Source organism: Reichenbachiella ulvae (assembly GCF_025833875.1).
GTDB lineage: Bacteria > Bacteroidota > Bacteroidia > Cytophagales > Cyclobacteriaceae > Reichenbachiella > Reichenbachiella ulvae.
Window position 1 is genome coordinate 4,866,014 of sequence record NZ_JAOYOD010000001.1, and the last position, 23,883, is coordinate 4,889,896.

The following is a 23,883-nucleotide window of genomic DNA, read 5'->3' on the forward strand; positions in this document are numbered from 1 at the left end:
GAGTAGGTAGTTGTTTTTTATGGGCAGGAGCTTCTAGGCTTTTAGACCCTGTATGGCGTTTAGAGGTACGGGGCTGATTTTGTTGCTTTCAAGGTCATAGCTGAAAATGTCTTTTCCCGATGCTGCATTACCAATGATCCATAATTTTGACTCGCTGACACCTGCTATACCTGAAATGGAAACGTTAGCGGTCCCTTTCATCGTATGAAAAATATCCAGGTCTCGGTCATAGAGGCTCAGCTCTCCAGTCGTACCAACCCATAAACGTTCGAATGGATCTTCGTAAACGGCATTGACGCCATTGTTTCCGATGGTGGTGCTATCGCCTTTGGTGCTGCGATAGATTCGGAAAGTTGTGCCATCATATCGATTGAGGCCATCTTCAGTAGCGATCCAGACAAAACCTCTATGGTCTTGGGTTATTTCGTTGACTGTACTGAACGAAAGTCCTTCGGTCAAACTAAACTGCTCAAAATTGATGCGGTTCGTCTGCGCTTGAACGGGTGTGAGAAATAATAGAATTAGGGAAAGTAGAGGTGGTAACTGATATAATTTGTTAGCTGCCATGCTGAAAGTTAAGGCCTTCTTATGTGGAATTTTCATTGGCCTATGAATTATTGGTAAGAGTTGTGAAAACGCATGTTTAACAATGTATGAACATGGAATCTCGATTATGTGTTCGCGCACATTAGCTTAGGTTTGCTGCTAAGTCTTGAGATGAGCCAACTCCTTTTTACACTTTTTATAATAGGAGAAAAAGGAAGGGTAATAGCCTTTGACAGAAAACATCCAGTCTCTCTCTTCCTCTACCCCTTCATAGTGCCGGGTGGTTGGATGCTCTTTGAAATAAACTTGAGATCCCAATAACTGACGTTTTAATTCATCAAAACTTCCGGTGAACAATTGAATGCCGGGAATATTGTCTTTGGCTAGCTGGATGATGAAACTAATGACATGGGAAGAAACAGGATACTGTTTGAAATGGATCGGGTCCAGGTGGAGGATTCGATTGGCAGCAATATCTGACTTCCAGTTAGGATCCAGGTTGTAGGAAGTGTAAATCACACTTGGAATTTCTGGATCGAGAGTTAATGGGATTGTTGTGGGTAGTTGAGTTTCTAATTTGGGTAGTGTGGTTGCTTGCAAGACTTCAGGACAGCTGGATGATGCGCCTAGTGCCTCGTAACTTTTATCCAAAAAAGTGCCTGTCTGATCCGTATGGCAGTATCGGTTGATGTTTTCTTGATTGGCCAGGTAGCATTTGTTGCTATTGGCACCTGCCACCCATTGCCAGCTGAGTGCATTGCTGGCCCAGTCTCCATCTAGCAGATGGTAGTACATCCATCTGGCAGGCGTCAACCAATGACTGTGAGCGATGTTGCAAGCCATAGCCGCCACATACATTCTGACGTGGTTGTGCATGTATCCAATTCGGTTGAGTTCCTCGATGGCTTTGTCGATGGCTTTGATACCAGTATCCCCTTTTAGAATAGATGCTGGCATTTCGTGATGGACGACATGGGGTTGCGGATGTTTTAGATCCTGATTGATCAAATCACCTTTGTTGATCCATACTTGCTGCCAATAGTCTCTCCAGGCAAGTTCCTGGATGAATTTTTCCACTTGATAATACTTCAACCCAAGCGTCAACACGTGTTCCATTACCTGTTTGGTAGAGATCACTCCTCGAGAGATGTAAGGGGACAAGTAAGAAACCGCTCCATCCAAATAGTTTCGGGATTTGGAATAGCGAACGGGATCTATCTGATCGATCCGTTCTATGATTTTGGCATATTGGGTAGGAAAGCTAATCATCAACCTTAAGTTAAATCATAAGATGATACCAGACTCAACCAAATCCTGAAACATAAGGATATTATCCTCTCGGAGGGTTCTACTGGCTATTACTTCCGCTATCATCAGCTGATGATCGCCGCCTGCATCTATTTCCTGATCTAGTTGTAGAAGTACCAGTGCACTGGCATTTTTCAATACCTCATGAGATTTCCATTCGGAAAGTGCCTGCTTTTGCTGCAGATATTTTTCCTTGTCCGTTTCTTTGCCAGACTTCTTACCAAGGTAGTTGACCCATTGCATATCCTCCTGACTCAAGATCTGTAGCACTGCAGTCTTCCTTTTCTTGAAATTGAGATAGGTCTGAGACTGAGGCTCCAGAGCAATCATGTACTTTTTGGGATTACGACTGATGCCTGATACATAGGTACAGATATTCATATTGATCCCTGTAGACCCTAGGGTAGCCAGACTATAGACGGGCAAATCGATGATGTTCCAGGGGCGTCTCATTAGGAATTCTCCTTCTCCATGTTGTCTAACTGAGTCAGCAATTCTTGCGCTTCGGCAAATTTTTGATCGCTTTTGGACCGATCCGTTGTGGATAATTGATGAGATTCTTTCATCAACTTTTTGTAGCGCTCGTTGAGTTTTTCGCGCTCCGATTTCTTTTTAAATATTCCAAACATGATTTTATATTTTAAGTGTTGAAATGCCGCCATCTAGTTTGATGACTTGTCCGGTCATCCAACCGCTGCTGTCCTGTAGCAGAAAAGAAGCCAATTGGGCAATATCCTCAGGTTGACCTATTTTTTTGAGTGGATGACGGTCGGCATTGGCTTTGATTTTTTCTTCAGAAGAAAGAAGTTTTTTCGCTAAGTCTGTTTGGGTGATAGATGGAGCGATGGCATTGACTCTCACCTTGGGAGCCCACTCGGCTGCCAGTGATCGTGTCAGACCTTCTATCGCTCCTTTGGATATGGCTACTTGGGTATGGAAGTTGAAACCACTTTGTACCGCCACGGTTGAGAACAATACCACGCTGGCTTGTTCTGCTTTTTTGATTCGGGATTCTAAATGCTGGAGTACACTTACTGCCCCGGTCACCTGCAATTTGAAATCCTGCAAAAGCGATTCTTGCTTTAGTCTTTTGAATGGTAATAAATCTATAGCTCCAGGGCAATAGGCTAAACCATCGATCACTTCAGGAAGTTGTTGTTCATCCAGGGAGTCAGACCATACATCATATGGTATCCATGTGAGATGATCATGCTGGGTAAAGGGTTCTGTATTGCGATAGGTGGCAGTCACATGGTGCCCTGCTTCTAAAAGTCTTTCAACTATGGCTCTTCCTATTCCTGATGAGCCGCCTATGATTACGAAGTGTTTCATTTCTTACTGAGTATGAGGTAAGAAACGAGGAGGAGGAATATTTGTTCAATATAAAATGTAAACTATTAAACAAATATAGGGATCAACTGCAGGTGGTGTTCCTGCAGTTGATTGATCCATTTACTTTTTGAAATTCTTGATTGTATTGATGATGATATCACTGCAATCGTGCAATTGCTCCTCGGTCATGACCAATGGAGGTGCAAAACGTATGATATTACCATGCGTAGGTTTTGCTAAAAGACCATTTTCTTTCAGGGCCACACAGATGTCCCATGCGGTCGAACTGTCTTCTGAATCATTGATCACGATGGCATTCAATAGTCCTTTACCTCTTACCAGAGAAACCAAATCGCTGCTTTCGATGAATTCATTCATGCGAGCCCTGAAGATCTGGCCTAGCTTCTCTGCATTTTCTGCCAAAGCTTCGTCTTTGATTACTTCCAGAGCAGCCATGGCTACTTTGGCTGCTACCGGGTTTCCACCGAAGGTAGATCCATGCTGTCCCGGTTTGATTACACCCATGATGTCATCATTGGCCAAAACGACAGATACTGGATAGACTCCACCAGAGATAGCTTTGCCCAGGATCAATACGTCAGGTTTTACTTCTTCATGATCTACCGCTAGAAGCTTACCTGTTCTTGCGATACCCGTTTGCACTTCATCTGCTACAAACAACACGCCCGCTTCTTTACAAGCTTCGCTGGCAGCTTTCAAGAAACCATCTTGAGGGACATAAACACCCGCTTCACCCTGAATAGGTTCCATGAGTAGTCCAGCTACATTTTCTTCCTTCAAGGCAGCCTTTAGTGCATCGATATTATCGTATGGGATGCGAACAAAACCCGCAGTGTACGGCCCAAAGTTCTTTTGTGCGTCTGGGTCATTCGAGAAGGAAATGATCGTGGTAGTTCTACCGTGAAAGTTGTTTTCGCAAACGATGATTTTCGCTTCATTTTCAGGAATTCCCTTTACTTCATACGCCCACTTACGAGTCAGTTTGATGGCCGTTTCTACAGCTTCAGCTCCCGTGTTCATTGGCAGTACCTTGTCGAACCCAAAGTATTCAGTAATATATTTTTCGTACTCACCCAATGCGTCGTTGTAAAAGGCACGAGAGGTCAGGGTCAATTTCTGCGCCTGCTCAGTGAGCGCTCCTACGATCTTCGGATGGCAATGTCCCTGATTCATGGCAGAATATGCCGAAAGAAAATCATAGTATTTCTTTCCTTCTACATCCCATACATGTACGCCTTCACCTTTGGCCAGTACCACTGGTAGTGGATGATAGTTGTGTGCGCCATATTTGTCTTCGAGAGCAATCGCTTGCTCGCTTGTCATTTCGTTTACCATCGATGTGTATTTTTAACATGAGAAGGAGTATCAAGTCAGAACTCCTTAGATTCGCTCAAAATTACTAAAAGCCACGTTAATTCCCCGCCCTTGTCAGACAAAGAACCGAATAAGTCACAGCCCGTTTTAGCTCCTGAGGATTTCTATTTCAATGAGGAGGGATTGATGGTTTTTACCGCCAAGTACCATCTTAAAAGAGGATATTGCTGCCAAAATGGTTGTAAGCACTGTCCTTAAGGATTTAGAAAGAGATGAATAAATTTTATAGGCTTAAAAACATTTGAAACATGCCCCATTTCGTTATTGATTGCTCCAAAAACATCCTTGCCCATCAATCACCCCAAGTGATCATCCAAAAGGTATATGATACCGCTGATGCTTCAGGGCTTTTTGCTCCTGGTGAGATCAAAGTCAGAATCAATGCTTTCGAGCATTATATAGTGGGAGGGACCCAAAAGGATTTTATTCATGTATTTGGCAATATCATGGAGGGCAGAACGGTGGATCAAAAAAAGAAGCTTTCTGATAGCATCATCAGGGAGTTGAAGGCCATGTTTCCTGAGGTTCCTATCGTGTCGATCAACATCCGTGATTTCGAAAAGGCGACCTACTCGAATAGAGATTTGGTTTAATTTTTAGTTCTTTCAACCATTTGAGGGTTAACCGTGTCTTTGGTTTAGACTTAAATGTCAAAGCATGAAAAACTTGTTTTCTCTTTTATTATTCCCCCTATTGATTATCGCTTGTGAAGGTGAGGAACTTGAATCGAGTTATCTCAGTCAGATCCATGGATCTGACGTAGTTCAGATCAAATATGGAGGAGATCCAGCCGCAGATGGAGTCGGTTGGTATGTAGAGGTTGCGGAGGATACTTCGGTATTGGTGACTGATTTGCCAGAGGTGTTGCAGGCGCCAGGTACGTTTCTTTTTCCACCTTATAGCTCCTTTGTTCCCAGTGGCAAGTCTATAGGTCTGATGATTGGTGGCACGGTTGAGCAGTTGAAAATGACTGAGGGCTTACCAGAGCAGTATTCGCTGATGTACTATCAAGTGCTCCAATGCGCCAACCCCTGGGAGCTGGGAGGCCAATCTGAAAAAGAAATCATAGACGCTCTTCGATCCGAAAAGGGTCTAAAAGTCCCAATCATTGCTTTGAAGATTCATGAGGTGATCAGTGACCAGGGCTATTGCGAAGCTTGCACTTGTGGGAACGGAAAATACCTAATGGTGCTGGTGGAGGACCAGTACATCGATGAGTTGGAGGCTTTTGGATTTGTAGGTTTTGGGGCTTGTTCTTACCTAAACCCGATTCAGCAGCTCCATTGGTTAGAGCGGATGATTTTTGGGTTTGAGCAAGATCAGGAGGTGAGCAAAGTACTACAATGGGAATATGAGGGAGACTGTGTTTTTCAGGTCGATCATTGCTACCAGTGCCCGGATGCCATGTCTGTGGTGTACAATGCGGACCAGGAAGTGATTTGTGAATTTGGAGGGATTGCTGGTGTCGATACTTGCCCGGACTTTCACGAAAAGGCGATGAAACCTATCGAGTTGTATTTTAAGTGAATCAAGTTTAAGGCTCGATTCATTGAACCTTAAACTTGATGAAAGTTTTCTATTCCTTCAACACCATATCGATACACATCACAGCAGCGAGAATGAGTAGTCGCATAGGGTGACCTTCATTTACTTTCTCATCGATTTTGAGGATGTAGTTGTCGGCAGTGGTGAAAAGTTCTTTGCCAATGCCTGACCATTTTTTGCTAACAGCAGCAAATTCCACTTCATCCTTTACGAATTTGAAATCCCAACTTGTCCACTTTCCCTTGAGTTGGCAGAGTAGATTTTCTTGTGCATCCAAAACATCGAATTTCCCTCCGATAGAAAAGAACTTCTGCTTGAATTTCCCGATAAGGTTTTCATTTTCGTCGAGGACCTCTACATCAGACAAGAAGAACGAAACTCCTCTTTTGACCCGCAATACTTTCTCTCCAGAAGTGGTTTTGATTTCCACATCAAATGGCGTCATTCGTTTGTAGTCCGTGAATCGAAGCATTTTGGTGAAGAAACCGAGCTTCTCCTCCCTGCAGGTCATGATCATTTCCTGACTATTGGGATTATAAATGTCGTAGTTGTTGGATGCTTTGAACATACCCACGTGTTCTTTCACGAAGAACAAATTCTGGTTGAGAATAGAATGCATGTGGAAAAAGTAATTTAGTTGATTGAAAATGTTTTATAAGATTCGGAGCTTGGCAAAGCTCAACAGCAAGGTTTTGTCTCCTGCTTTTTCGAAACTGATGTGAGCCTTTTTATTGGCACCCTGCACTTCGATTTTTGTCACTTCACCAAAGCCAAACTTAGGATGCTCGATTTTGTCTCCCACAGCAAGTTTCGCCGTATTACTTGGTTTGAAGTTCGGTGAAGGCTTATGAATCACCGCTTGATTCACAGGTTTCCTTGTAGGCTGAACTGTGTTTTTGCTGATGAAGTTCTTGGCATAGTCGTTAGCCGGTGATGGAGAAGAGCTGAACTTCTGATTGATCTTCAGGTAATCCTTGTCGATCTCCTCGAGGAATCGGCTAGGCTCGCAAGTTTTCAATCGACCGAAACGGTAGCGGGTAAGGGCGTAACTCATGTAGAGTTTTTTCTCTGCACGGGTGATGGCCACATAGAACAGTCGACGTTCTTCTTCCAAATCCTGACGCGAACTGATCATCATCTGCGAGGGGAACAGGTCTTCCTCCATTCCTACTACAAATACGTTTTTGAACTCCAGTCCTTTAGAGGAGTGGATGGTCATCATCGTCACGTAGTCCTTGTCTTCATCCTTTTCGTTGTCCGCATCGGTAAGGAGCGCTACCTCCTGCAAAAAGGCCGGCATGGATTTGTCCTCGTTCTCTGGATTTTCTACAAATTCCTTGATCCCGTTCAGTAGTTCCTGTACGTTTTCGTAGCGGTTGCGCCCCTCGATGGTTTTGTCATCATAGAGTTCCTTCAATAGACCGGAATTCTTAGCAATATGAGAAGCCGCCTCAAAGGCATCTTTTTTCTCGACTGCTGTTTTGAAGCTTTTGATCAAGGTCACAAATTCGCTGACCGCTGATGCCGCTCTACCACCCAGGATTTGATTGACATTCAGAAGGGCCGTCCAGAGATCGGCATTGTTTTCTGTTGCTGCCACCACCAGTTTTTCTACTGAGGTAGCCCCAATGCCACGCTTCGGCATATTGATGATTCTGCGCAGCGCCTGCTCATCATTTTGATTCACTGCAAAACGGATGTAGCCCAGCACATCTTTGATTTCTTTCCTCTGATAGAAAGAAAGCCCACCAATGATCTTGTACTTGATGTTGTTTCTCCTCAGGGCCTCTTCCAGTGCCCGTGACTGGCTGTTGGTGCGATAGAGGATGGCAAAGTCGGAGTTGCGGTAGTGGTTTTGATTCTTGGATTCGAAAATAGCGGAGGCTACCAATTTTCCTTCTTCATTGTCTGTAGTAGCCTTGATCAAATCGATCAGATCACCTTCACCATTGTCAGTCCATACGCTCTTTCGTAGCTGATTTTTATTTTTTCCTATGATGGAGTTGGCTGCTCCGACTATCGTTTTGGATGAACGGTAGTTCTGCTCCAGCTTTACGATGTTCAGTTCTGGATAGTCCTTCTCGAAATTGAGGATGTTCTGGATATCAGCCCCGCGGAAGGCATAGATACTTTGCGCATCGTCCCCCACCACACAGATGTTGCGACGCACTGCAGCCAATTTTTTTGTGATCAGATACTGTGAGATGTTCGTGTCCTGAAACTCATCCACCATCACGTACTGGAATCGCTGTTGGTATTTGTTGAGGACATCTATGTGGTCCCGAAACAGCACGTTGGTATTGAAGAGCAAGTCATCGAAATCCATGGCATCAGCCTTGAAACATCGCTTGACATACTCCTTGTAGATTTTACCCATTTCCGGTTTGCCGTTTTCTGTATCATCGGCGAGGTAGATGGGGTTGTTGATGTATTCCTGCCAAGAAACCAGACGGTTTTTGGCACTGGAGATACGGTTGAGTACCACATTGGGCTTATACACCTTGTCGTCCAGACCGTAAAACTTGACAATGTTTTTGATCAGAGACTTGGAGTCATCCGAATCGTAAATGGTGAAATGACTGGGGTAACCCAATCGGTCTGCTTCGGATCTTAATATTCTGGAAAACACCGAGTGAAAGGTGCCCATCCAGAGGTTGCGAGCATCGGTGCCTACTACTCCTTCAATACGCTCGCGCATCTCTCGGGCAGCTTTGTTGGTAAAGGTCAGAGACAGGATAGAAAATGGATCGACATTTTTTGTCTTGAGCAGGTGAGCGATTCTATAGGTCAGCACCCGAGTCTTACCGGATCCCGCACCAGCGATAATCATGGTAGGACCTTCTGTATTGACTACAGCTTCTCTTTGAGGTGGGTTGAGCTTTTCCAGGTAATCTTGTTCCATGCGGTCTTATTCCTTTCCTTCTATTTCTTCCTCTAATTTTTCATACCATTCAGATCCATACTTTCGGACCAATGGCTCTTTCAAAAACTTGTATACCGGTACTTTCAATTCTTCTCCCAGGTTGCATGCCGGTGCACAGATGTCCCATCTGTCGTAGTTGAGCGCATCGTAGTGGTCATATTTGGTGATCCGTATGGGATACAAATGACAGGAGATAGGTTTTTGCCAGCTTATCTTTTTGTCTCTATAGGCCTGGTCGATGGCACATTTCAATATTTTGTTTTCATCATAGATGGCAAAGGCACATTCTCTACCATTGATGGTAGTGGTGGAGTAGTCTCCCTCTTCATCGAGAATGTAACTTCCTTCTTTTTCGATTACTTCCAAACCTTCTTTGGACAGATAGGGTTTGACTGCCTCCAAAACTCCCTCGATCAGCGGCAATTCTTCTTCTTCTAGTGGAGCTCCCAAATCTCCTTCGACACAACATGCACCCTTGCACTTGTTCAGGTCACATACGAAATGCTTTTCTTTCAAGTCATCCGAAAGAACCGCATTGTCCAAAATTATCATAGCTCCAATTGTTTGAAAAGTGAAAAAGCGACTGAACTATTCTGCGTTTTTGGCCAGATAGGTGTCTACCTCTTCTAATATCTCTGCGGTCAGTGGCTTGGTAAATAGTTTCTGAACTTCCCTGTATTGGTCAGCCAGCTCGGCATCTTGATAGTACTGAGAGGAAGTCAGGACAAATAGTTTGATCTTTTCTGCTTCTACAGCAGTCATCATTTTTCTATACTCGCGGATAAAATCCCAACCACTAATCGTAGGCATGTTGATATCGAGCAAAATGACATCAGGAAGGTCTTCCGGATTGTTTTTTACTCTTTCTTCTAAATAACTCAGTCCTTTGGTCGAACTGGTCAGTGATTCTACTACTGTTTCAGGATTGTAATCTTTGATCACTTTGGTGCAAATCAGGTTATTGATTTCGTCATCGTCGATGATCAATATTTTTACAGGTTTGTTCATTTAATGTTTTAGCGCTTTACTTTTCGGGAGTTTTGCTCAGTCAATTAGAAACCCCAAATATACATTATTGCCAATTTTCTCTTTAACTTATTGCACAATTCCAACCAGAAGGTTGAAGAATTCGTCTTTACTTTCGTATTAAAATTATATATCATGTTAAAGAAATCCATCTTTTTGTCTACACTGGTACTTAGTGTATTGTTTTTATCCCAATTGAGTTACGCACAAGAAGCCCCAAAGGCCAGTCCGTTTAAGAGTACATCGGCTGAAGTCAATGGTAAAACCGTGACGATCGAATACTCTGCACCATCGAAAAAGGATCGCAAAATCTGGGGCGGGTTGGTGCCTTATGGTAAGGTTTGGAGGACTGGTGCCAACGAGGCGACTACTCTGGAGGTCTCAGCAGATGTGAAAGTTGCGGGCAAGGATCTGAAAAAAGGTAAGTATGCGATATTCACCATCCCTAATCAGGATAAGTGGACGGTTATTATCAATAAGAATCCTAATCAATGGGGCGCATACAGCTACAAGGAAGCAGAGAATCTGTTTTCTTTTGAAGTGAAACCTAAAAAATCAAGCTTGCAGGAAATGTTCAGTATTACTGTTTCGCCTGAGGGTTTAGTTACTATGGCCTGGGACGAGTTGAAAGTTGAATTTACGATTCAGTAAAGGTCTTAATTGGCTCAAAGAAATGGCGATATCTCACAATCAATGGGTATCGCCATTTTTGTTTAATACCCGTACTTGTTTTTCCACTGTGCGCGGAGCTTTTTGCGCATGTCTTCTTCACGAGGGTTTTTGCCGGGATCATATAGAGTAGTCCCTTTGATTTCGTCTGGCATGAATTCATGTTCTACAAAATTGCCTGCATGATCGTGGGCATACTGATATCCTTTGCCATAGCCCAGGTCCTTCATTAGTTTAGTCGGCGCATTTCTGATATCCATGGGGATGGAAAGATCTCCTGTCTGCTGTACCAGTTGCTGAGCCTTGTTGATGGCCATGTAAGACGCATTGCTTTTCGCAGAACAAGCGAGGTAAGTCACGCATTGGGACAGGATAATTCTTGCTTCAGGATAGCCTATCACATTGACTGCCTGAAAAGCATTGTTGGCAATGACCAGTGCTGTTGGATTGGCATTGCCGATGTCTTCGGAGGCTAGTATCAGCAATCGTCTAGCGATGAATTTGACATCTTCGCCTCCCTCTATCATCCTCGCCAGGTAATAAACCGCCGCATTTGGATCACTCCCTCTGATCGATTTGATAAAGGCAGAAATAATGTCGTAGTGCATCTCGCCGCTTTTGTCGTACATGGCGGCCTTTTTTTGCGAGATTTCAATTACGCGATCATTGGTTACCACTTTTTCTTCTCCTTCTATGGATTCCACCACGATTTCCAGCAGATTCAGCAGCTTTCTTCCATCTCCTCCTGATAGTCTCAGTAAGGCTTGATCTTCTTCGATCTTCACCTTCAGCTTTTTTAGCTCGCTGTCCTGAGTCAGGGCTTTGTTGATCAGCTCCAGTAGTTCTTCTTTTTCCAGCGCCTTGAGTGTGTAGGTTTGGCATCTGGACAACAAGGCGGCATTGACTTCAAAACTTGGGTTTTCGGTAGTGGCACCAATCAGCGTAATCTGTCCTTTTTCTACTGCCGCCAGTAGGGCGTCCTGTTGCGATTTGTTGAAGCGATGAATCTCGTCAATGAATAGAATCGATTTGGAACCAAATTTTGCTTTGGTGATGACCTCTCTGATGTCTTTTACTCCTGCATTGATGGCACTCAGTGAGAAGAAGGGCATTTTGGCCGTATTGGCGATAATGTTGGCGATGGTTGTTTTACCTACTCCCGGAGGACCCCAAAGAATCATGGAGGGGACGATTCCGGATTGCACTGCTCGCTTCAGGATATTGTTCAAATGATCCTGCCCAACGAGTTCCTCGAGGGTATGAGGGCGCATGCGCTCTGCCAGCGGTGACTGATTCAACATAACTGAATAATTGGGAATGAAAATTTAGGCAAGAATAAGAACTATTCTTCGGAATCCGTAGTGTCTTCAGGTTCAGCTTCGTCTTCCTCTGTCTCTATGACATTTTCTAAGGTTTCTTCGTCGACTTCTGCTTCCGTTTCACTTTCTTCTTCCACGTCACTGTCTTCAGATTTGTTTCTTCCAAACAAACCTTTTTTTTCGGTCTCTTGGATAGTAGAGTCACTGGCTATTTCATCTAGATGATCCAGCTGCTGTGCAGCGAGTTCTTTCTGTGTGGGGCGTGTGTCTATGAACAGTTCTCCGTAGTACTTGTTGTAATAGACCTGCTCCTGGTTATAGTTGTTGTCCAAGGAGTATTTCCATTTGTATCGGACCGCTTCTTCCTCGTCTTCGACGGCAGCCAGTATGGGGGCAGTAGAAACCGAGTCTACACCCAGGGTATCCTGATCTACAAAATCACTGGCAATAAACTCTCCCTGATCCATCTCAAGCGAATCCTCTTCTAACCAGCGAATTTGGTTCTTTTTAGGAGCCGTCATCAGATCGTAGTTCTTTTTGAAGAGACTGGATTTTTTGTTGATACCGTATTTGCTCCTACGAGAAGCTACGGGCATTTTTGGGGTAGTATCGTTGAGAAAGAGAGAATATCTGGCCATGCGTAGCGAGTCATCCAGAATATATGTACTCTGAAAAGCTGGGCATACGACATTGTCTTTGCAGGCGCAAAACAACACACAGCACAAAATCAATATTGGGAAAGTAGCTCTCCTCACAAATTTTATTCAATACTTAGGTTCAGGTGGATACAATAACACTAACAACCAAAATTGTAGAATATTTCCTTAATCCTGTACAGAATAGTGGTATTAATATGTGTCTTTAGCTGTCACAGTTAGAAATATTTATATGAATTCTGTTAATAATGCAATGAGCTGGGCGCTTTATTGCATATTTTCTAATTCGGCCTGCAATTTTTTGGGAAGAGATTGCACGATTAACTCATAAGAGTCATCGGTCCATTGATACACTTGCTGGTCCGATGCATCTTCATTTACATACACCGAATTCCAGTGTTTTTTGTTCATGTGATATCCGGGTTTAACTGCAGCAAATTGCTCTCTTAATTCGGGTACTAAATCAGGATCACATTTGAGATTGATGTATTCGAATTGGTCAATATCACAAAGCGCAAACATTTTGTTCATGACCTTGAAAACCAGGGTAGGTTCACCAAAAGGAAAGCCCTCAGTAACTCCCGGTTTCTTTAGGCAAAAATTGCGAAACTCTTCAGCATTCATAAAAGTGGATTTGAGATAAAAGTAACACATTATGTTGAACCATAAAGGGATATTCAAGTTGTTGTTTTTAACAAAACTGGGGATTCTTTAACTTGGTAGGAGTTCACCAAACAAGCTATGAATTTTAACCTCTGTCAAAAAATCCTGTCACCACAGCAAATCCAGTTGCTAGACCAAATGACTATCAAAACGGAGCCCATTCCTTCAATCGATTTGATGGAGCGAGCATCTGAAGCCTTCGTCAGTTCTTTTATCCAGTCATACCCGCGGGATCGATCCGTTGTAGTGGTAGCTGGGACAGGTAATAATGGTGGAGATGGAATGGCCATAGCCAGACTATTGGTCGAGCAAGGCTACAAGGTAGAGGCTTTTGTTGTAGGGAAGCCAGAAAAAGGCAGCAAGGATTTTCAGGCGAATCATGCTGTATTAAAAGCCTATTGCTCATGTGATATCATAGCTTCTAAGGAAGATTTCCCAGTTTTGGATTCAGCAGTAGTAGTGGTGGATGCCTTGTTTGGATCTGGGCTTTCGAGAGCGGTTAGTGGTTTGTTTGGAGAGTTGATCGATTATTTAAATGAGCAGTCTCTGGAGGCTGTGGCTGTGGATATTGCCTCAGGTTTAGGTTGTGATCAAGTTTTTGAAGGAGGAAGGATACTTAGAGTCAGTCAAACCATCACTTTCGAAGTTCCCAAATACACTCAGCTGTTAGCTGAGTTCGAGCCTTATGTTGGAGAATTAAATGTCGTGAATATTGGTTTGGATTTAAGACAAATGGAAGCATCAATTACCCAGCGATACTTTGTTACTCCTCAATTTATTACTTCTTTGTTTCGATCAAAAAGTAAATATGCCCATAAGGGAACGGCTGGTAGGTGCTTGTTGCTAGTAGGGAGTCAGGGCAAGATGGGAGCAGCAGTCCTGGCTGCTAGAGCCTGTCTACGATCAGGAGCTGGACTACTCACTACTTATATTCCGCAAAGTGGCAATCAGATCATGCAAATAGCTGTACCAGAAGCCATGACAATCACAAGCCCTTCACTAGATGTGCTTTCTCATTCACCAGATTTGGATGGCTACCATGCTGTGGGTATAGGCCCTGGCCTGGGGATGGAAAAAGAAACGGGAATGATGGTCAAGGCAATATTGGTCGATTCAGCGCTCCCTTTGGTGTTGGATGCGGATGCACTCAATATCATTGCCAGGGAGAATTCAGCCTCTCTGATTCCAAGAGGGAGTGTTTTAACGCCTCATCCCGGGGAGTTTAAGCGATTGGTAGGGGATTGGAAAAATGATTTTGAAAAGCTAGAGAAGCAAAGGGCCTTTTCTAGAGAATATCAAGTAGTGGTTGTATTAAAAGGAGCAAATAGTTCAATCACAGATCTGGAGGGTAATATATTCTTCAACAGTAGTGGAAATCCTGGAATGGCCACAGGAGGAAGCGGGGATGTGTTGACAGGAATCATTACCGCATTTTTAGGACAAGGCTATGGTGGATTAGAGGCTGCCTTGTTGGCCACATATCTTCATGGCTTGTCTGGAGATTTGGCTTTAGAGCATGGATCAACTGAAACACTAATTGCTTCAGACTTGATTAATTTTTTGCCCCGAGCTTTTCGAAAAGCTCAAACAAGGCCAAGTTGAAAAACTGTTTTTTCACCATGCCGGGATGATTAAGGACTGAGCTTCGTGGATATTAATAATTTATTAATTATATTCATCATAACCATTGCGGATTCTATCCGTAGTTTTATAGCAGCAGTGTATTTGGAATACAGTAAATATGGAGTTAAAAGCAGTTATCATCGGCCTCATTTTGAGCGGTTCTGCCTTGTTGGTTCAAGGTCAGACGGCTAATGAAGGTGATGTGTACGCTTCGAATTCTGAAACACTGGCCTACTCAGAGGCCTTAGACCTCACAAATCAAATTGACATCTATCCCAACCCATCTGTCAATTTCATCATTGTTAAGATTGAAAATTCCAATTTGAAGAAGATTAGCTTTCAGCTACATAGTGTCATTGGCAATACTGTAGACGTCACAGCGGAGGAAGTGGGGAAGGATAAATACAAAATTGACTTGAGAACCTTTTCCTCAGGTTATTATTTTTTGATAGTAGAAGACAAGGAAAGTCAGTTCAAGGAAGCTTATAAGTTTTTGAAAAAGTAATATTTAAGGTTTAAAATCATAAAAAAGCCCCAACCTAGGTTGGGGCTTTTTCTTATTGTACCATTCCGTAATAGTTTCGGAACATGGTCTCATATTTTTGTGCGAGATCGTTTTTGTCCGCAGACCTAAAGGATCGAGCTAGTTCGCTAAGCGAGATCAAATTCTTTTGCAATTCGAAACGCTCTGTGATGCCTTTCTCAAACATGTAGTTCAGCATCTCATCAGCACGTGTTCCAATTTTCTCAGCTATTTCTATCGCCAACTCGTCTTCTTCCAAAGTCAATAGATATGAAACCAACTGAACACTGAAGTGGTCAAAACGAATGGCCTCATCAGGCATTACTTCCAGACATTTCATGGTGGCCGCTTTAGCTCTTTCCGTGTCACCCTCCATTAGTAATGCATCGATCAGCGTGTTGAAGGTTGCTCGGTGGTTCAATACGAAGTTTCTGTAGTCCTCAGAATAGTAGACCTCAGGATTGTCCAATTCTCTCCAATGGAAATTGTTCATCATGTTGTCATACATTTTATCCGTATCCACCATCATTTCATTTCCGGCAGGATTCTCTACAGGTAAGAGTCTGAAGGCATTTCCTTCCTGCATCATGTATTTCTTGATGTTGAAATTGACACTAGATGCAGAGGTGTTGTTAAAGTAGATCGGGCGCTCCCAGTTGTTGTTAACAATCAGGTCTAGAATAGCCAAGTCTTTCTTTTCCAGGCCGCCACCTTTCATGCTCCAGTGCATTCTATCTACCATCATGTTTTTGTACTGCTCTGGGATGATTCCCATACTTAGTACGCTGGCTGTATCTACATCCAGATAGAAGTTTTTCGCCGGTACTGAATTGTACTTGCTCACAGAAGTAGGTACTTGTAGCGCAGGGTGCTCATCGTTGATCAGTTTGATGAACTGTTCTGCGTTCATGGTTCCTCCTTTGATGTTTTGTCTTTCGACCAATGGCAAATAATCATTCAATCCGCCCTGGGCATATCTCTCTAAACTCAAGCCGAAAGGCAATGGCTCAGACTCATAGGCATCCCGCATCATCTGAGCGATGTACCAATCTGTATTGAAATAACTAAGTACGATCACACGAACATCAGTTCTGAACCCTTCTACTTCCTGTACATACCAAAGAGGGAAAGTATCATTGTCTCCACCAGTGAAAATGATGGCATTCGGTTCGCAGGATGCCAGGAAGTTCTTCGCTGAATCCACAGAGAAATAACGATCTGATCTGTCGTGATCATCCCATCCCTCTGCTGCCATGATAGCAGGTGCACTTAGACAGATCGCAATTGATAAGGCTGCAGCGATGGTTCCAGGTTTTAAAGCTCTTTGGATCAAAGAGAAGATAGGAATGACTGCTAGCCCTATCCAAAATGCATAAGCATAGTAGGAACCCGCATAGATATAATCTCTTTCTCTTGGTTCTGTAGGGGGTGAGTTTAGGTATAGTACAATCGCAGCACCTGTCAGGAAAAACAGCATCGCTACGAACGAGAAGTTTCTTGGATCCTTATAATACTGAAAGATCAATCCGATGATTCCAAGGAATAAAGGAATCATAAAGAAGGTGTTTCTTCCTTTGTTTTCAGCCAATGAGGCTGGAACTTCTTCCATCGCATCGAATATTCCAAGCCATCCCGCTCCCTGGATATCACTGGCACGTCCAGCAAAATTCCACATAAAGTAGCGGAAGTACATGGTACCTAATTGGTGACGAAGCATATGATAGATGTTGTCGCTGAAGCTAGGTTTTTCACCTTGCTGTAGTCCCATTACCTGACGGTACTTCTGTACATGCTGTGGTTGAGAGCTATAGGTTCTAGGGAAAATCGTGGTGTGCGCAGGGTCATATTTATACTCCAGCTTATAATCAGCGATTTCATACTTTTCCTTGCCTTTGCGATATACAGGAGCGCCCTTTTCCTGACCTACTAGCTCTGCAGTATAGTATTGTCCATGTAATAAAGGTCGACTACCATATTGCTCACGTTTGAGGTAAGAAACGTAACTCAATACATCTTCAGGGTTGTTTTCATCAATCGGAGGATTGTAATTCGATCGAATCAAAACGATAGAATAAGAAGAGTATCCTATGATGATAAAAGCAAAAGAGACAAGCGCTGTATTCAGCGTGATTTTGTTGTTTTTGATCGAGTAGAAGATTCCGTATACCAAGCCTCCCAAGAAGAGAATGGTAAAAAAGATGATGCCAGAACCAAATGGGAGACCCAAATTGTTGACAAAGAAGATTTCTATTTTACTGGCCATGCTAGGCAAGCCAGGGATCACCCCAATCATAATGATCATCACTATGGCCCCACTGATAGCCAATGTGGTAAAAATGCCTTTTTTGCTGACTTTTTCTCTCTTTTTAAAATAGTAGATCAAGCCCAATGCAGGTAAAGTCACAAGGTTCAAAAGGTGAACTCCTATAGACAATCCAACCATGTAAGCAATCAAAATAATCCAACGGTTTTCATCAGATGGATCTTTGATGTTTTCCCATTTCAAAATAGCCCAAACGACAAAGGCCGTAAAGAAAGAAGACATCGCATATACTTCAGCCTCTACTGCAGAGAACCAAAATGAATCTGAGAATGTGTAAGCCAAAGCCCCTACCACACCACTGCCTATTACTAATAGATGGTTGGTTAGATTTTCTTCAGCAGAAACCAATTTTTTTGCAATGTGAGTGATGGACCAAAACAGAAAAAGGATGGTAAATCCACTGCTTAGTACACTCAACATGTTGATCCAATAGGCTACTTGAGTCGTATCCCCCCCAGCCAGGAAGGAGAACATTCTACCTAATAGTAAAAATAAAGGTGCCCCAGGAGGGTGCGGTACTTCTAGCTTGTAGGATACAGCGATAAATTCCCCACAATCCCAGAAACTAGCCGTAGGCTCTACTGTCAATGCATAGACTGTAGTCGCAATGATAAATATGATCCAACCGGTGAGGTTGTTGAGTCTGTTGTAGTCAATCATGGATTTATTTTAATTAGACTGGCGAAAATAGTAATTATTGACCAAAGGATCAGTTCGTTTGGCCTTATCTTCATTTTACTTCGATTTGTTAACATTTTTTCACTTGATCCACTTTTGAGTCTCTTTTGCAAAAGGTCTAATTGATTAGCTTTACGTCCCTTCAGTCATTATTTCAGAAGGAGAAACATTAACAATATGCACAAAACAACCACAATATTGCTAATGGTTTTATTGCCATTAGTCTCATGGAGTCAAGAGGCCGATAGTGCTTATGAGTATTATGAAGAACCAGCCATCTATCGCGCGACCGAAACCCGTTATTTTGATTTGATACATACCGATCTGGAGGTTTCTTTTGATTGGTCAAAAGAGCAATTGATTGGAAAGGCTGAATTGGTACTGAAGCCGCTTTTTTATGCTCAGCAGGATGTGACTTTGGATGCAAAGGCCATGATGATCAATTCGGTAACTCTGAAGGGAAAGCAAAACCAAAAGCTGTCCTATGAATATGATGGATACGATCTACAAGTGAAACTGGATCGCATGTATGAAAGAACGGATACCCTGACCTTAATAATAGACTACATCGCCAGACCCAATGAGTGGAAGGGCACTGGCAGTGAAGCCATCACGCAAGAAAAAGGCTTGTATTTTATCAATTCGGATGGGAGTGATCCATATAAGCCACAGCAGATATGGACTCAGGGAGAGACTGAATCCAATTCAGTATGGTTCCCAACTTTGGACTATCCCAATGAACGATGTACACAAGAAATATCGATGACAGTTCAGGATCGCTTCCGCACCTTATCTAATGGAGTGCTTATTGAACAAGTAAAAGTCAACGACAGCACTCGAATAGATACATGGAGGCTGGACACTCCTCATGCTCCATATTTGTTTATGATGTCTATAGGTGAGTATGCAGTGATTGAGGATAAGTGGAAGGACATTCCATTGGCTTATCACGTAGAGAAGGAATATGCGGAGGATGCAAAAGCTATTTTCGGCCATACGCCCGAAATGATTGGTTTTTTCTCGGATGTATTAGGAGTGGATTTTCCATGGCCTAAGTATGATCAGGTGGTGGTACGGGACTTTGTGTCTGGCGCGATGGAAAATACCACCGCCTCGGTTTTCATGGAGCAATTGCAAGTGAGTAAAAAGGAGCTTTTGGACAGTCATTGGGATGATATTATTGCTCATGAATTGTTTCATCAGTGGTTTGGCGACTATGTGACTTGTGAATCCTGGTCCAACCTGACATTGAATGAGGGCTTTGCTAGCTACTCCGAATATCTATGGAATGAACACAAATATGGATTAGACGAGGCAGACTACAATTTTATCAACGACCGAGAGTCATATTTTGAAGAAGCAGCCGAGGACCCAAAAGATCTTTTGAGATACTATTATGAGGATAAAGAGGATATGTTTGATCGTCACTCATATAATAAAGGAGCGGCGGTACTGCATATGTTGAGAAACTATGTAGGAGATGAGGCCTTTTTTGCTGCACTTAATTTATATCTGGAAGAAAATGCGCTGGAATCAGTAGAGTTAGCCAATCTTCGAATGGCTTTTGAAGAGGTGAGCGGAGAGGATTTGAATTGGTTTTTTGATCAGTGGTATTTCTTTCCAGGCCATCCTGAGATTGTTGTCACCGAAACTTTTGAAAATGACTCATTGACTCTTTTAGTGCAGCAGATCCAAAGTGAAGATTTTCCGACTTACAAATTGCCTTTGTTTGTTGAGATCTGGCAAGGAGAAGAAAGTGAGACTTACCCCATCATTCTGGAGTCAGAGGTAGAAACCTATCAGTTTGCCATGAAGGAGGAGCCGAGTTTGGTGATTTTCGATACAGAAAGACAGTTGCTGGCTGAGGTGAACCATGCCAAATCTCCAGAGGCTTTAGCTTTTCAGATGAGCCACTCTGATCGGTTCGAAAGCCGCATGGAAGTCATGGAAGCTCTTGCTGAGATCAGTGACAAGAAATTGATTCAGCAAATACTGATTCAGGCATTGAAGGATCCTTTTTATGCGATCAAACAATATGCTCTGAATTACATGATAGACAACAAAGTGAAGATCAAAAAGTATGAGTCTCTTGTTTTGGCATGTCTGAAAGACGAATCTTCTCAGGTAAGAAGTTACACCTTGTCTTATCTGGCAGAGACGGATTTCGAAGAATATCTGGAGGAGTTTAAAAAAGCTTTGGAAGATGAGTCATACCTGGTGCAGAGCACAGCCTTGACTTATTTGTTCGAATATGATTTGCCAGTAGATCCGAAGTTGATCGCGGGATTGTCTGCAGAGAAAAACATCAATGTAGTATTAGCCATGTCGGCTTATTATTTGAAACAGGATGGGGAAGATTCTTTTGATTGGTTCGAAGAAAAAATCAAAGTAGTCGATGATGAGACGCTATATTTCTTGCTTCATAGTTATTCAGAGAAGTTGATCAAAGCCTCTGATGCAAGAAGAAAGGCAGCTGTGTCGACTTATGCAGAGATAGCCAAAAACCATCCGACCTATTATACCAGATTGTCCGCCTACCAGGGACTAGTGTTGATGTCGGATTTAGAAGGTGTCAGTGATTTGCTGGACGAAATAAAGGAGTCTGAGACAGATGAGCGACTCAAAGAATATTACGATCAGTTTTAAAAGAAGAGGCTGTCTCAAAAGTCTTTCTTTGTCATGTTGAGCCAAGTCGAAACATTAATTGCAACCTTCAAAGGTACATTTCGACTAAGCTCAATGTGACAAACTCTATTTTTTAAACCTTTTGAAACAGCCTCTTCTTTTTAATTATATCCTAACAAATCATCCATCGTGTTGTAAGCCACGGAATGATAGTTGGGTCTGGCTTTTTCATAGATTTCAAGTGCCATGGCCTTTCCACTCTCTGTTTGGATCATGGCCTTATATAATGGCGTCAGGAATTTTCTCCTACCTGTCTGAATCAGGAAGGAACTCAAGGCGTCATACCCCGGTTCGTATTGGTTGTTGATAATGTGAATCGCCCATGCTGAGAAAATTTCACTATTCCCCGATTGGGTAAAACCAAAAGCTTCATCAAGAGCTGCCATTTTTTCTGAACTATAATTGTCAGGAATCGAGCGAATGAAGTGCATCCATTCGTGCGTGCTCCAGCTGTCACTGCCAAAGCTTTCTATTAGTTGTCCTGCATCCTCATTTTCTAACCAATTCGTCAGGGCTTGATCTACGTTTTCAAATTTGTTAGATACAGGGACAGGGCAATTGTCTGGAAGACCAGGTCCATAGATCCACGCGTCGTAGAAATTGGAATCAAGTCCTGTTTCAGTCTGGGAAAGCAATTCCTTGTTTAATATTTCCACAAACTCCTTTGTTGTCATTACCTCAAAAGCATTTTGATTGAAATAGTTCTTTAGGAATTGGTCCCACTTTTCTCTTCCTACACTTTCCTCTAATAATCTTAAGAAGAAATAACCCTTGTCATAAGCGATAGCTGTCAGCCCATCGTCGGGATTTCTGCCTTCGAGATCAAGCTTTAGGTGAGTGTCAGCTGGATTGACTTCAGAAATGTCTTTAATTTCTTCCTTCAGATCTTGATAAGAGAGTAAGGCCAGCATTTCCGAATACTCTCTACCATACAATGCTTCCATGATGCGGTATTCGAAATATACCGTAAAACCTTCATTTAGCCAGAAATCGTTCCATGTGGCATTAGTAACCAGATTTCCTGACCAGGAGTGAGCCAGTTCATGAGCCACTAGAGAGGTGAGACTTTTGTCTCCAGCTATGATAGTAGGAGTCGCGAAGGTTAGCCTTGGGTTTTCCATGCCTCCGAAGGGGAAACTAGGAGGGAGGACAATGATGTCGTACCTATCCCATCTGTAGTCGCCATATAGGTTTTCTGCCGCAGTGATCATTTGTTCTAGATCTTCGAATTCTGCAGCAGATTTCTTTAGCATGCTGGGCTCTGCATATACGCCCGCTCGATCTCCTAGACTTTGGAAATCGATATCTCCGACCGTCAGGGCCATCAAATAGGCAGGGATGGGCTGTTTCATCTCGAATTGATAGACACCAGAATCATTTTTTACTTGTGGATTGGTTGCACTCATCAGTGCAATGAGCTGGCCAGGCACCGTTACTTCCGCACTGTAGGTGAAGCGAATCCCAGGAGAATCCTGTATTGGAATCCATGTTCTTGCCAGAATGGCCTGAGATTGGGTAAATAGAAAAGGTTCTTTTTTGTCTGCTGTCTGATCTGGGTTCAGCCACTGTAGGGCTTCTGCTTTTGGGGAAGTACTATAGGAGATAATTACTCCCTTAGTTTCCGGATTTATATCTATGGTCAGTGGTTTGCCCAGATGTTCCTTAGTCTCTCCTAATTGGAAAGTAAGTTCTTTGCCTGACAAATCTTGAACGGACTTTATATCCAGGTCCTTGGTGTCCAAAGTGAGCTTAGAGGCGGAACTACTGTTCTCCAGCGCGTAAGTGGCAGTCGCATGGATCACTTTATTATCAAAATCTACAGAAGCCATCCAGTCCAGATGGGTGATGGCCGACTCAGAAGGTTGGGCATAACTATGTGTGTCAGAAGACACTACGGGCTTTGTCATATTTTTCTCTTGTTTTGTTGGATTACATTGGCAGAAAAGGCCTGATAAAACCAATAAAAAAACTAGTTTTGCAAACGGATTAATTCTCATTTGATCTTGGGTTAAAAAGATGAATTGATTTTGATTTTTTAATCAAATTAATTTCGTCAAAAATCAGCCTTTAAATGGGATTGAAAGCCGGTTTCAGAAAAAGTTTTAAAAAGTATCAAAATATTTTTCTGAAAATTTGAATAAGAATCAAAAGCATATAATTTTGCACTTCCTAAAAAACGAGAGCGGGTTTAAAACCGACGGTTTGCTAGGATAGGTTCTTAAATTTTATGACCAGGGGGGATACCAAAGCGGCCAACTGGGACGGACTGTAACTCCGTTGACTTATGTCTTCGCAGGTTCGAATCCTGCTCCCCCCACCATTGGCCGTGCCGTGCAGCGCATGGTATGATATTAATAAGCGGGAGTAGCTCAGTTGGTAGAGCGACAGCCTTCCAAGCTGTAGGTCGCGGGTTCGAGCCTCGTCTCCCGCTCTTATTAATTTTAAGCCGATGTAGCTCAGGGGTAGAGTGCTTCCTTGGTAAGGAAGAGGTCACGGGTTCAAATCCCGTCATTGGCTCATTGAAATTTGAGTTATGTAAAATGGCTGGCTCTGGTTTTGAGATTCCTTGTTAAAAGAGGATATATATTGGCAGAATACATAGTCCACATCACTGAGGTGTGGTTTTTTAATATTTAAAATAAAGTTTTAACTAAAATAGGAATTTTCAG

Annotated in this window: 22 protein-coding genes and 3 tRNA genes; 10 read left to right on the top strand and 15 right to left on the bottom strand. The window is 42.8% G+C overall.

All coding sequences use genetic code 11. The features are described 5' to 3' along the window. Positions 1–33: 33 nt before the first annotated feature. From N7U62_RS19925 to rocD, 6 genes are all read right to left on the bottom strand, one after another. On the bottom strand, positions 34–603 hold the full coding sequence (locus N7U62_RS19925; RefSeq protein ID WP_264139854.1) for a ligand-binding sensor domain-containing protein: 570 nt from the start codon (positions 601–603) through the stop codon (positions 34–36). Between the two features lie 102 nt (positions 604–705). Next, positions 706–1,815, bottom strand: coding sequence for an FAD-binding domain-containing protein (locus tag N7U62_RS19930; protein WP_264139856.1), 1,110 nt, complete (start codon positions 1,813–1,815; stop codon positions 706–708). A 15-nt stretch (positions 1,816–1,830) separates the two neighbouring features. Next, positions 1,831–2,307, bottom strand: coding sequence for a flavin reductase (locus N7U62_RS19935; RefSeq protein ID WP_264139858.1), 477 nt, complete (start codon positions 2,305–2,307; stop codon positions 1,831–1,833). Further along, positions 2,307–2,483: a Lacal_2735 family protein gene (locus tag N7U62_RS19940; protein ID WP_264139860.1), complete on the bottom strand. Its 177-nt coding sequence runs from the start codon at positions 2,481–2,483 to the stop codon at positions 2,307–2,309. Before N7U62_RS19940 ends, N7U62_RS19935 begins: the two co-directional genes overlap by 1 nt. Before the next feature lie 4 nt (positions 2,484–2,487). Further along, complete coding sequence (locus N7U62_RS19945; protein WP_264139861.1) at positions 2,488–3,186, bottom strand: SDR family NAD(P)-dependent oxidoreductase; 699 nt, start codon at positions 3,184–3,186, stop codon at positions 2,488–2,490. Positions 3,187–3,306: 120 nt separating this feature from the next. Then, positions 3,307–4,542 (bottom strand): ornithine--oxo-acid transaminase, encoded by a 1,236-nt coding sequence (gene rocD, locus N7U62_RS19950; RefSeq protein ID WP_264139862.1) that lies wholly within the window; start codon positions 4,540–4,542, stop codon positions 3,307–3,309. 90 nt (positions 4,543–4,632) lie between these two features. On the opposite strand from rocD, the gene N7U62_RS19955 reads away from it, so the two are divergent. From N7U62_RS19955 to N7U62_RS19965, 3 genes are all read left to right on the top strand, one after another. Continuing rightward, a complete protein-coding gene (locus N7U62_RS19955) occupies positions 4,633–4,779 on the top strand; it encodes a C1orf53 family protein (RefSeq protein ID WP_264139864.1) in 147 nt (48 codons plus the stop codon). 50 nt (positions 4,780–4,829) lie between these two features. Next, positions 4,830–5,174: a 5-carboxymethyl-2-hydroxymuconate Delta-isomerase gene (locus N7U62_RS19960; RefSeq protein WP_264139865.1), complete on the top strand. Its 345-nt coding sequence runs from the start codon at positions 4,830–4,832 to the stop codon at positions 5,172–5,174. 64 nt (positions 5,175–5,238) lie between these two features. After that, entirely contained in the window at positions 5,239–6,108 is an 870-nt protein-coding gene (locus N7U62_RS19965) for a DUF6970 domain-containing protein (RefSeq protein WP_264139866.1), read from the top strand. A 49-nt stretch (positions 6,109–6,157) separates the two neighbouring features. On the opposite strand, the gene N7U62_RS19970 is transcribed toward N7U62_RS19965, so the two are convergent. From N7U62_RS19970 to N7U62_RS19985, 4 genes are read right to left on the bottom strand one after another with little or no spacing between them, the layout of a single operon-like run. After that, complete coding sequence (locus N7U62_RS19970) at positions 6,158–6,775, bottom strand: LURP-one-related family protein (RefSeq protein ID WP_318840752.1); 618 nt, start codon at positions 6,773–6,775, stop codon at positions 6,158–6,160. Positions 6,776–6,778: 3 nt separating this feature from the next. Continuing rightward, on the bottom strand, positions 6,779–9,028 hold the full coding sequence (locus N7U62_RS19975; RefSeq protein ID WP_264139868.1) for an ATP-dependent helicase: 2,250 nt from the start codon (positions 9,026–9,028) through the stop codon (positions 6,779–6,781). A gap of 6 nt (positions 9,029–9,034) precedes the next feature. Then, positions 9,035–9,601 carry a DUF3109 family protein gene (locus N7U62_RS19980; RefSeq protein WP_264139870.1) on the bottom strand — a complete coding sequence of 189 codons (567 nt, stop codon included), beginning with the start codon at positions 9,599–9,601 and terminating at the stop codon, positions 9,035–9,037. A 36-nt stretch (positions 9,602–9,637) separates the two neighbouring features. Continuing rightward, on the bottom strand, positions 9,638–10,057 hold the full coding sequence (locus N7U62_RS19985) for a response regulator (RefSeq protein ID WP_264139872.1): 420 nt from the start codon (positions 10,055–10,057) through the stop codon (positions 9,638–9,640). 153 nt (positions 10,058–10,210) lie between these two features. On the opposite strand from N7U62_RS19985, the gene N7U62_RS19990 reads away from it, so the two are divergent. Continuing rightward, positions 10,211–10,726, top strand: a complete 516-nt coding sequence (locus N7U62_RS19990; protein WP_264139873.1) for a DUF2911 domain-containing protein — start codon at positions 10,211–10,213, stop codon at positions 10,724–10,726. Positions 10,727–10,788: 62 nt separating this feature from the next. Here N7U62_RS19990 and N7U62_RS19995 read toward each other — a convergent pair whose 3' ends face one another. The 3 genes from N7U62_RS19995 to N7U62_RS20005 all read right to left on the bottom strand — a co-directional run bounded on the left by N7U62_RS19995 (position 10,789) and on the right by N7U62_RS20005 (position 13,343). Beyond that, complete coding sequence (locus tag N7U62_RS19995; RefSeq protein WP_264139874.1) at positions 10,789–12,045, bottom strand: replication-associated recombination protein A; 1,257 nt, start codon at positions 12,043–12,045, stop codon at positions 10,789–10,791. Positions 12,046–12,086: 41 nt separating this feature from the next. Beyond that, on the bottom strand, positions 12,087–12,818 hold the full coding sequence (locus tag N7U62_RS20000) for a hypothetical protein (RefSeq protein WP_264139875.1): 732 nt from the start codon (positions 12,816–12,818) through the stop codon (positions 12,087–12,089). A gap of 168 nt (positions 12,819–12,986) precedes the next feature. After that, positions 12,987–13,343: an MmcQ/YjbR family DNA-binding protein gene (locus tag N7U62_RS20005; protein WP_264139876.1), complete on the bottom strand. Its 357-nt coding sequence runs from the start codon at positions 13,341–13,343 to the stop codon at positions 12,987–12,989. Positions 13,344–13,460: 117 nt separating this feature from the next. Between N7U62_RS20005 and N7U62_RS20010 the strand changes: the two genes are divergently transcribed. Further along, positions 13,461–14,984: an NAD(P)H-hydrate dehydratase gene (locus N7U62_RS20010; protein ID WP_264139878.1), complete on the top strand. Its 1,524-nt coding sequence runs from the start codon at positions 13,461–13,463 to the stop codon at positions 14,982–14,984. A 139-nt stretch (positions 14,985–15,123) separates the two neighbouring features. Continuing rightward, positions 15,124–15,510, top strand: a complete 387-nt coding sequence (locus tag N7U62_RS20015; RefSeq protein ID WP_264139879.1) for a T9SS type A sorting domain-containing protein — start codon at positions 15,124–15,126, stop codon at positions 15,508–15,510. Positions 15,511–15,562: 52 nt separating this feature from the next. Here N7U62_RS20015 and N7U62_RS20020 read toward each other — a convergent pair whose 3' ends face one another. After that, positions 15,563–18,511, bottom strand: coding sequence for a glycosyltransferase family 117 protein (locus N7U62_RS20020; RefSeq protein ID WP_264139880.1), 2,949 nt, complete (start codon positions 18,509–18,511; stop codon positions 15,563–15,565). A 195-nt stretch (positions 18,512–18,706) separates the two neighbouring features. Between N7U62_RS20020 and N7U62_RS20025 the strand changes: the two genes are divergently transcribed. Beyond that, on the top strand, positions 18,707–21,175 hold the full coding sequence (locus tag N7U62_RS20025; RefSeq protein WP_264139881.1) for a M1 family aminopeptidase: 2,469 nt from the start codon (positions 18,707–18,709) through the stop codon (positions 21,173–21,175). 140 nt (positions 21,176–21,315) lie between these two features. Here N7U62_RS20025 and N7U62_RS20030 read toward each other — a convergent pair whose 3' ends face one another. Then, on the bottom strand, positions 21,316–23,121 hold the full coding sequence (locus N7U62_RS20030; RefSeq protein ID WP_264139882.1) for a M1 family metallopeptidase: 1,806 nt from the start codon (positions 23,119–23,121) through the stop codon (positions 21,316–21,318). 327 nt (positions 23,122–23,448) lie between these two features. Between N7U62_RS20030 and N7U62_RS20035 the strand changes: the two genes are divergently transcribed. From N7U62_RS20035 to N7U62_RS20045, 3 genes are all read left to right on the top strand, one after another. Beyond that, a tRNA-Tyr gene (locus N7U62_RS20035) sits at positions 23,449–23,534 on the top strand. 38 nt (positions 23,535–23,572) lie between these two features. Further along, positions 23,573–23,645: transfer RNA gene (locus N7U62_RS20040), tRNA-Gly, on the top strand. 14 nt (positions 23,646–23,659) lie between these two features. Beyond that, positions 23,660–23,731, top strand: a tRNA-Thr gene (locus tag N7U62_RS20045). Positions 23,732–23,883 lie beyond the last annotated feature (152 nt).